The sequence below is a fragment of the Pseudidiomarina fusca genome (assembly GCF_032227045.1).
Classification (GTDB): Bacteria; Pseudomonadota; Gammaproteobacteria; order Enterobacterales; family Alteromonadaceae; genus Pseudidiomarina; species Pseudidiomarina fusca.
In genome coordinates, this window is the sequence record NZ_JANFPJ010000012.1 from 120880 (window position 1) to 129818 (window position 8939).

An 8939-nucleotide genomic window follows, 5' to 3' on the forward strand; every position below is an offset into this window, starting at 1 on the left:
AGAGGGGGGGGTGTCAAGGTGAAATAGCATGACTGACCTGCTGCAATCGTTGAATCTAGCTCTTACCTACGGCTGGCTTTTTATTGATGTGGATGCTAATACCGCCGTCAGTGATGTGTTAGCGGCCGCCCAACCTTTGGTGGCTAGCTATCAGTTGCCGCCACGCTACAGCGTCAGTTGGTCGGGTCAGTATGAATCCATGCAACGGGTACAAAATAAGCTGAAGACGGGGTGCCAATCACCTTGGTGATTATTTTTATGCTGCTGTACGTCACTTTTAAGTCGTTCAAACAAGCCTTACTGATCATGGTCACTCTGCCTCTGGCACTCAGTGGTAGTCTTTGGTTGGTCTGGGCGCTAGGCTTTAATTTATCCACCGCGGTAGGAGTGGGTATGATTGCTTTGGCGGGGGTGGCAGCAGAGTTTGGAGTAGTGATGATGCTGTATTTAAATCAGGCCCTAGCTGAAGCTCGCCGTGCTAACAGCAAGCCCAGCTTGGCTGAGCTGCAGCAGGCGATTATGCAGGGCGCCGTACAGCGGGTGCGGCCTAAAGCCATGACGGTGCTCACTATTATCGCTGGGTTGTTGCCGATTATGCTGAGCGAAGGTACCGGTAGCGAAGTGATGCAGCGTATCGCTGCGCCTATGATAGGAGGCATGATTGTAGCGCCATTGCTGAGTTTGTTGGTGATACCAGCAGTGTATTGGCTGTACTTAAAGCGGTGGTGAAAATCGCCGCTTCGTTAGTATAAATTTTACTAAAAACTAGTGAAATAGCTTAAGTGGTCATTCTTTATCTCTAAGGGTTGTTGTTTAACTTGTTGTTTTATAATAACTTATCAGAGTTGGCACAGCATTTGCTTAAGTCTTAGCAAGTGATTAAAAAATCAGACCAAAGGTTGCAGCATAATTTAGCCGCTGCAACCGGTCTCATAACCAACATGGATAAAAGGAATAAAACAATGAAAAAGCAACAGGTTGTATGGAACTTTGCGACTGGATTAATCGCCTTGGTAACGCTAGCCAGCATGCCCTTTCAAGCAGCTGCTACTATTGCACAGCAAAAAACCATGAGTGCCGAATATCAAGTCACCAGCAGCACTAAGCTCAGCTTGGATTCTGGTGTTGGAGAAATTAAATTTGTTGCGACCACTGGCGACACCCTGTCAGTTACCCTAACAGCCAAAGCCGATAGCGACAAAATGTGGAACGACGGTGACCTTGAGGCGGTTCAATTAACTGCAAAACAAGACGGTGACCGTTTGGTGCTAAGCGTACCAGAGCAAGATAACGTTAAGCTTGATTGGGTGATTCAGCTGCCCAAGATTGCGTCCGTAGATGCAGATTTGGGGGTAGGCACCGTCGGTGGTGAGATGTGGACGACCGATATCAATCTGGATGTGGGCGTAGGCGAAGTGGACCTTGAGTTACGCGGCGACCTAGCCACCATCACCAGCGATATTGGCATCGGCGACAGCCAGGTAAAGGGCGTAGCGGAAGTCGAGAACAACCGCTTCTTGATGACCGCCAGCAGCAAAGGTCGTGGTGCGGGTACCGCGGTAGTCTCTATCAACCTAGGTGTGGGTGATTCAAACGTTAAAGTAAGCACCTACTAACCTAGCTTGAACACGCATTGTTGAGCGGTAAGTTATAGCAGCACCTGCCAGCCCTGTGGTGGGTGCTGCTGCCGCAATTGTTTATGTACTTCATCCGCCACATCTGGTTTTAAATGATTGATCCACACCCGTTTTGGCGGCTGCGTCAACTCAGCTAAGAGTTGCAAACATAGCTGTGGGGTCAAATGACAGCTTTGCTTGGCCACTGCTGCCAATTCATTAGGAAAGCTACACTCCAAAATAATATCGTCAATCACGCCCAGCTGATTAATCTGCTCAACCAGACTGCTGGCATAGCCAGTATCGGCCACATACACCGTATGCTGCTGCTCTTTGCAAATAGAATAACCGAAGGTTGGCACCGTATGATAGGTGGCAAAAGGGGTGAGGCTAATACCATCAATAGCAATGGATTGGCCTGCAGTGATGGTTTGTAAGCGCAACAGTGGTGCTGCTTTGCTAGGTAGTTCTTGCATATCGGGCCAGATGACCCAATTAAACACATGCGCTTGGATAGCCGCGATAGTATCGGCCGAGCCATAGACAGTGACAGGTTCATCAGCATCAGCCACATTAAATAAGTTACCTAACAGCATAGGTAAACAAGCGATATGATCGCTGTGGCTGTGAGTTAGAAAAATATGCCGCACTTGCTGCATCTGCTTTAACAACAATTGGCTGACACCAGTACCTACATCAATCAGAATACGTTCTGAAACTTGCACACAGGTACTACCGGTCATGCCACCGAGGCCACCACTTGCTCCTAACACTGCTATATTCATTTTACTCGCATCACCAACGCATACATCACCGGCACCACAACCAAGGTAAGTAAGGTTGCAAAGCCTAAACCAAACATGATCACCACCGCCATGCTTACAAAGAAGTCATCAAACAGCAGCGGAATCATTCCCACAATCGTGGTAGCGGCAGTCATAGAGACGGGGCGCACCCTGCTTACGGAGGCGTCCACCAGTGCTGTTATGGCTGCTTTACCAGCACTTAATTCTACGCGCACTTGTTCCAATAAGACCACGCCATTTTTAACTAACATGCCTGATAAACTCAAAAAGCCTAATAACGCCATAAAACCAAAGGGCTGATCAGTGAGCCATAGCCCCAGAGTAACCCCAATCAGGCTCAAGGGGACTGTGGTCCACAATACCCCAGCTTGACGGATAGAGCTAAACAGCAACACAGTAATAATGAACATCACCAGAAACGCCAATGGCAAGGCTTGAAACACTGCGCCAGTGGCTTTTTGTGATGCCTCAAACTCACCACCCCAGCTTAACTCATAGCCGAGCGGCAAGGGAATGGCTTCAATATCGGGGCGCACTCGGGCTAACACCATGGCGGGCGTTTCGTCAGAGAAAATATCATGATCAGCCATTACTGTGATGGTTCTTTTCCGGTCGCGCCGCACAATCAGGTAATCTTCGGCGGCCAGCTGAATGCCATGCACCACCTGACCCAGCGGAATATGCTGTTGCAACGCCGAGCTATAAACTTGCAACTCATACCAGTTGTCTAGATCGCTACGTTCCGGTGCTGGCGCTCGAACCAAAATCGGCAGTAACTCGGTACCATCGCGATAGACTCCCACCGTTTGCCCGGTGAAATTCCGTTTAAGCACATCATCAACGTCTTGTTTGGTAATGCCTAACCGTCGCGCTGCGGCTTCATTAAAGTCTACTTCGAGCACTTTGGTGCGTTGGCGCCAGTTATCGCGCAGATTATGGACTCCGGCATCGGCTGCCATAATCTGCCGAGCCTGGTCTGCCAGTTGACGCAGCACCAACGGGTCAGGGCCGCTGAAGCGCGCTTCGAGCTTCGCTGTTTGGGAGGGGCCCATTTCAATGGGCTTGATCTTAAACTCAACATCGGGCTGCTGCTGTTGCAGGTAGCCTTCAAATTGCTCGAGTATCCGTTGCAAATGCTGATTATCGGTACCACGCAGAATCAACTGGGCATAGCTTTCGTAGGATTTTTCGACCATATAGGTGAGGGTAAACCTAGGAGCGCCTTGGCCTATGGTGGTGGCAACAAAATCTAAGCCAGCAGCCTCTTGGCCTGCTTCTGTTTGTTGCAAGTACTCTTGTTGCAAGTAATGTTCAAGCTGTTTCACCTGCTGGGAGGTCGAGCGAATATCGGTTCCTTGCGGGTACCATAAATCAATAAAGGCCATCGGCGTGGTACTGGGCGGAAAAAAAGACTGTTTTACGCTAGTAAAACCATAGCCAGCCAGCACCAACAGCGCCAACATCACGGCTACCGTGGTTTTTCGCCAACTTAAAAAGCCCAGCAAAAGCTTGCGGTAGCCTAGAAATACCCAGTGTTGATAAACATGGTCATCATCTTCGGGCTGTTCGATGGCGCTACGCGCGCGAGCATCTTTGCGAAACAGAATATTACCCAAGAACGGCGTGAGAGTGATGGCGGTAAACCAACTCAATAGCAGCGATATAAACAGTACCCAGAACAACGAGTTGGCGTATTCACCGCTAGCATCTTTAGATAGCCCAATCGGCGCAAAGGCAATGATGGCAATCGCTGTCGCCCCCAGCAGTGGCCATAAATTTTGTTGCACCACGTCGCTGGCGGCTTGAATCCGCGACAAACCACGTCGCACCCCAACCAGCATACCTTCGGCCACGACTATGGCGTTATCAACTAACATGCCTAAGGCAATAATCAAAGCGCCAAGAGAGACCCGTTGCAGCTGAATATCCATTAAATACATGAAGATAAAACTACCGAGCACGGTCACTAGCAGGACACTACCAATCAACACGCCAGATCTCAGCCCCATGGTCACCAACAAGGCTACCACTACAATCACTACGGCTTCGGCTAGGTTGATAAGAAAGTTGGTGACGGATTTATCCACTTCACTGGGTTGATCGTAGATGTTGCTGAGCTGCATGCCGACCGGTTGGGCGTATTCTAACTCAGCCAGTTTAGCAGTAACGCGTTCACCTACTTCCACCACGTTCACGCCAGGAGCAAAAGACAGTGCTAGCCACAAAGATTCTTGCCCGTTGTAACGCACCATATGGGTTGGGATTTCTTGGTATTCGCGAGTTACAGTGGCCACATCGCGTAATAGAATCCGCTCTTCTGCGCCCGGGTTACTGATCATCAAATCGGCCAGTGCGGCAACATCTTGAAATTCGCCACTGGTTTGCAAACGAATGCGCTCATCACCAATTTGCACGCGGCCGGCATCGCTAACCGCATTTTGTGTTTGCAGTAGATTCACCAACTGCTGTGGGGCAATACCAAAGTTAGCAAGCTTCTCGCGCGACACTTCGACAATCACTTGCTCGTTCTGTTTGCCGGCTACCATCACCTTACCTATGCCTTTCACTAGCACCAGTTCGCGGCGTAAAAAATCGGTGTAATCAGCAATGTCTTGATAACTGTAGCCGGGGCCGGAAATCGCAAAAGTCATGCCATACACATCAGCAAAGTCATCTTTCACCATGGGCACCCCACTGCCGGGCGGAAGTTGAGGCTGGGCATCGTTAATTTTACGCCGTAACTCATCCCACACCTGTGGCATCTGATGTTTGCGCAAGGTACTTTGCATTTCTACGGTGATTTGGCTAAGCCCGGGTTTAGAGACCGAAGTAATGTGGTCAACATTGGCCAGTTGCTGGATGGCATTTTCCAGCTTGTAGGTGACTTCTTCTTCAACTTGTTGCGCCGTTGCGCCAGGGTATTGGGTAATGACCATGGCTTGCTTCAGCGTAAATTCAGGATCTTCTAAGCGACCAATATTAAGCAGCGCGATAATCCCGCCAAGTAAGAGAATAAATAGCACCATCCAGCTGGTGGTGGTGCGCTTCATACTGTAACGAGCAATGTTCATTACAGACCTCGCTCTTTAGTCCATGGCCGTACCTGCTGCTGGTCTGTTAATGCATGCACTCCAGCAACGACAATTTGCTCACCATCGACTAGGCCTGCGGTCACCTCAACGCCGTGATTGGTTACCGCACCTATGGTAATCGAACGCAGCTCCACCACGCCGGCCTCGGGCTGATAGACCCATACGGCATGACCGCTGCTAGCCGCTTGGGTGGCTGGTGAAAACACCGCTGAACTAGGCACAATAATGGCCGCTGCCGCTTGTTGAGCAATGGCGCTCGCGTCTACTTCAAGGGCGGCAGACATGCCCGGAAGTACGTTTAAGTCGGTCGGTACCGGTAAGGTGAACACCACTTTATAGGTGTTGGTAGCAGGGTCTGCAGTGGCGTCCCATTCTTTTAGGGTGGCTTTAAAGCGACGCTCTGGGGCTGCTGCAAACATCACATCCGGTTGATAATCTGTCTGTCTTTGCACTCGTGCAAATAAACTCTCAGGCACCCGAATACTCACGTCTACGGCATTACTGAGCTGAATGGTAGCAATAGCTCGCTGGGGTTGCACGGTTTCGTAACGCTCAACAAAAACATGGGCCACGGTACCGGCAAAAGGCGCGCGTAATTCGGTGTAACGCACATTTGCCTTAGCCGTTTCTAGATTAGCGCGGGCCACCTCGAGGTTCGATTTAACCTCATCAAACTGCTGCGGCGAAATCACCCCTTGCGCCACCAAATTCTCAGTACGAGTAAATTGTGCTTGAGCTAACTCAAACCTTGCTTGTGCTTGGTCTAGCACCAATTGGTAGTCGGTTGGGTCAAGCTTGGCAATTAACTGCCCCTGACTCACATCATGACCAGCTTTGACCGGAAACTCGGTAATTTCACCCGCAACTCGAAATGCCAGTTGCGCCACTTGCGCAGCTTCAACCACAGCTGGGAAGCGACGAATCCGTTCTCCATGGCCGTAGCTTACCGTCATTAACTTCACCGGTTGAGCGACAGCCGTTGGCGCAGCTGCTTCTGGGGCTGGAGAACAAGCGCCTACGCTGATAACAGCAACTGCGAACAAAGACCAAGTAACTAGACGAGCTGGGTAATTCATGGGGCAACCTCTGCGTGGTATTCACCAAGCGATTAAGAAAACTTAGGCTGTTATTTTAGCCAAAGCAAAGCTAAAGTAATACTGAATAAAAATTAAAAACATCTTAAGAAAAACTTATAGGGTTAACGATGAAGCTGAACCAACTAGAAATGCTCATTCATTTGGCTGAAGTCGGTTCGGTGCAAGCCGTTGCTGAACGCATGCATCGCACCCAAGCTGCGGTCAGTATGGCACTAAAAAACCTCGAGCAGGAAGCTGGTTTCAAATTATTGGATCGTAGTGGTTATCGCTTAGCGCTGACACAGCGTGGCCAACAGTTTCTGCGCCAGGCCAGTGAGGTGATTCGGCAAAATCAAAGACTGCAATCACTCACCCAGCAATTACGCACCGGGGCTGAGCCGCAGTTACGGATTTCTTATGACTACACCTGTGCACCGGCGGTGTTGTTTCCTGCGCTGCAGCAGTTACAGCAGACCTTTCCGGCAACGGAGTTATTGTTAAGCGGCGATTCCCAGTTGCGCTCGTTACGGAAAATTCGTGATGGCGAAGCTGAATTGGCGTTATGCCCTTGGCTACCCGTATTCCGTCAGCACGGTGATTTTGAGACGGTAAGGGTGCGACCGTTTGAATTACTGATTGTGGTAGCACCAGCGCTGTTGCAGCAAGCTGGTTTAGTTGACCCCGCGGCAATTCATCCTGCAGCAATAAAAGTATCACGCCAAGACTTGCTGGATTTGCCCATGTTGATCCCGCAAAATCAAGATGTTGGTATTGATCTTGATATTATTTTACGGATGCCCGGTCAGCAACGGATTAGAGTGAATGACTCCATCACCCAACGCGAGTTATTGCTAGCTGGGATGGGATGGGGGATCATCCCCGGCGATCTGGTCGGTGATGCCATCGCACAACAGATGTTGCGGCCTATTGATATTCCGGGTTTTATTAATCAGGTGAACCTAGAGGTACACATGGTTCGTTCAGCGGAACGCTTAGCTGGCCCAGCTGAACGGCTGATTTGGCAGTATTTTGCTGGTGCTCATGGTGATACTAGTAGTGATGCTAGCGGCGAATATTAAAGTCAAAGACAACTTTGCGATTGGCGGTATCGACGCTAGCCCCATTCACATACCGTGGTGCATAGCGCCACTGCTGCAAGGCTTTGGTGGCGGCCCGAGCCCAAGCTTTATGGCTGGCTTCTTCGACTCGAATATTTTCCACCATACCTAGCTTATTAATATCAAACATCAATACCGTTGAACCGCTATGACCGTCACGCGCCATACTAGGCAGAAACTCCGGGTTCACTCGGTAAATTGGGGTGGGTTCTTCTTCGTCACCAATACCGCGCCCCATAGCGGCAATAGCTAAACAATGTTTGGTGGCTTTATCGCTTTCACCAATGCCTTCATACGTAGCAACCAAACGGGCATGGCTCATGTACTTGATACTCAGTTGGGTCTCTGAGGCTTGCTCAGTAAATGGGTGTTGGCTGATTTTCTCAAAGTAGTCAGTTGCGCTTCGGGTTTGTTGGTTCACTTCTAAATAACGAGCCGCCGAGAACTCTGCCAACAAAGTTAAGTCATGGCTTGCGCCAAGCTGTTGCTGCGCTTGTTCAGGAAAATCAAGCAGGGCTCGACTAGCTGGGTTGCCTTGTGCCAACAACAAGGTGGCTGCGTCAATTTTGAGTCGTAGTTGTTGTTCAACGCTAAGGCTAGGAGAGCGTTCTGCCGCTTCGATTAAGCGTTCAAATAGGGCACGATTTTTGCGTAAATGAGCGCGCACGGGTTGCGTTCGTAACACCATCATCAGCGTCGGGATCAGTTCATCGGCGTCGGCGCCGTATTCGCTTTCGTAGGTATCGAGCACGCTGGTAGCAAGGTCAGCAAAATCACCGCTGCTGTGCTGGCTCGGAGTTAACAAGTTCAGGAAGGACAGCTTCATTTTAGCCGTATTGATGTGCTCGTCACCAAAATAAGCACTGGCCGCTTGATAGGCGCTTTGCGCGTAGCTTCTTAGCTCGTGGCTAGGGAGTTGTTGCTGGTGCGCTTGCTGTAAAGCGGCATAGGCCTGTTCAAAGGTACTTGCTGCGCTGGTCTCGGCTGTCTCGGCTGCAGTCTCAGCTAGCGCTTGCGGGGGCGTGAGTGAAGCACCAAGTAACCCTGCGGCTAATAGCAAATTGCGAACCATGAGATGCATGAGAATTCCTTGTCGTTATTGTTATATTTTTTTAAAAAATAACAAACAAGAATAGCGAAGGCAAATGATTTACAGATTGCGGAAATAAAAAAGAGCTGACCAAGGGCCTAATGCCAGTCAGTTAAGAGCTGACTGGCATTTTTTTCTCGC

General features: G+C 49.9%; 8 protein-coding genes. 4 read left to right on the forward strand and 4 right to left on the reverse strand.

The features are described 5' to 3' along the window. The first annotated feature begins 28 nt into the window (after positions 1-28). The 3 genes from NOG12_RS13340 to NOG12_RS07775 all read left to right on the forward strand — a co-directional run bounded on the left by NOG12_RS13340 (position 29) and on the right by NOG12_RS07775 (position 1616). Positions 29-250 carry a hypothetical protein gene (locus NOG12_RS13340; protein WP_335342698.1) on the forward strand — a complete coding sequence of 74 codons (222 nt, stop codon included), beginning with the start codon at positions 29-31 and terminating at the stop codon, positions 248-250. Further along, complete coding sequence (locus NOG12_RS07770) at positions 232-729, forward strand: efflux RND transporter permease subunit (RefSeq protein WP_335342699.1); 498 nt, start codon at positions 232-234, stop codon at positions 727-729. The genes NOG12_RS13340 and NOG12_RS07770 overlap by 19 nt, the downstream gene beginning before the upstream one ends. Before the next feature lie 233 nt (positions 730-962). Beyond that, on the forward strand, positions 963-1616 hold the full coding sequence (locus tag NOG12_RS07775; RefSeq protein ID WP_313932897.1) for a hypothetical protein: 654 nt from the start codon (positions 963-965) through the stop codon (positions 1614-1616). 32 nt (positions 1617-1648) lie between these two features. Here NOG12_RS07775 and NOG12_RS07780 read toward each other — a convergent pair whose 3' ends face one another. Genes NOG12_RS07780 through NOG12_RS07790 form a run of 3 tightly spaced genes read right to left on the reverse strand, consistent with a single transcriptional unit; the run spans position 1649 to position 6590 of the window. After that, entirely contained in the window at positions 1649-2401 is a 753-nt protein-coding gene (locus NOG12_RS07780) for a 3',5'-cyclic-nucleotide phosphodiesterase (RefSeq protein WP_313932898.1), read from the reverse strand. Next, positions 2398-5493, reverse strand: a complete 3096-nt coding sequence (locus NOG12_RS07785) for an efflux RND transporter permease subunit (protein ID WP_313932899.1) — start codon at positions 5491-5493, stop codon at positions 2398-2400. The genes NOG12_RS07780 and NOG12_RS07785 overlap by 4 nt, the downstream gene beginning before the upstream one ends. Continuing rightward, complete coding sequence (locus tag NOG12_RS07790; protein WP_313932900.1) at positions 5493-6590, reverse strand: efflux RND transporter periplasmic adaptor subunit; 1098 nt, start codon at positions 6588-6590, stop codon at positions 5493-5495. The genes NOG12_RS07785 and NOG12_RS07790 overlap by 1 nt, the downstream gene beginning before the upstream one ends. A gap of 128 nt (positions 6591-6718) precedes the next feature. Here NOG12_RS07790 and NOG12_RS07795 point away from each other — a divergent pair, with 128 nt between their 5' ends. Further along, entirely contained in the window at positions 6719-7669 is a 951-nt protein-coding gene (locus NOG12_RS07795) for a LysR family transcriptional regulator (RefSeq protein WP_313932901.1), read from the forward strand. On the opposite strand, the gene NOG12_RS07800 is transcribed toward NOG12_RS07795, so the two are convergent. Next, positions 7653-8789 carry an energy transducer TonB gene (locus tag NOG12_RS07800; RefSeq protein WP_313932902.1) on the reverse strand — a complete coding sequence of 379 codons (1137 nt, stop codon included), beginning with the start codon at positions 8787-8789 and terminating at the stop codon, positions 7653-7655. The genes NOG12_RS07795 and NOG12_RS07800 overlap by 17 nt on opposite strands. Positions 8790-8939: the final 150 nt, after the last annotated feature.

Bases quoted from the DNA above. Each gene is read 5' to 3' on its own strand.
- NOG12_RS13340 (WP_335342698.1), top strand. From the start codon at position 29: ATGACTGACCTGCTGCAATCGTTGAATCTAGCTCTTACCTACGGCTGG.
- NOG12_RS07775 (WP_313932897.1), top strand. From the start codon at position 963: ATGAAAAAGCAACAGGTTGTATGGAACTTTGCGACTGGATTAATCGCC.
- NOG12_RS07780 (WP_313932898.1), bottom strand. From the start codon at position 2,401: ATGAATATAGCAGTGTTAGGAGCAAGTGGTGGCCTCGGTGGCATGACC.
- NOG12_RS07785 (WP_313932899.1), bottom strand. From the start codon at position 5,493: ATGAACATTGCTCGTTACAGTATGAAGCGCACCACCACCAGCTGGATG.
- NOG12_RS07790 (WP_313932900.1), bottom strand. From the start codon at position 6,590: ATGAATTACCCAGCTCGTCTAGTTACTTGGTCTTTGTTCGCAGTTGCT.
- NOG12_RS07795 (WP_313932901.1), top strand. From the start codon at position 6,719: ATGAAGCTGAACCAACTAGAAATGCTCATTCATTTGGCTGAAGTCGGT.
- NOG12_RS07800 (WP_313932902.1), bottom strand. From the start codon at position 8,789: ATGCATCTCATGGTTCGCAATTTGCTATTAGCCGCAGGGTTACTTGGT.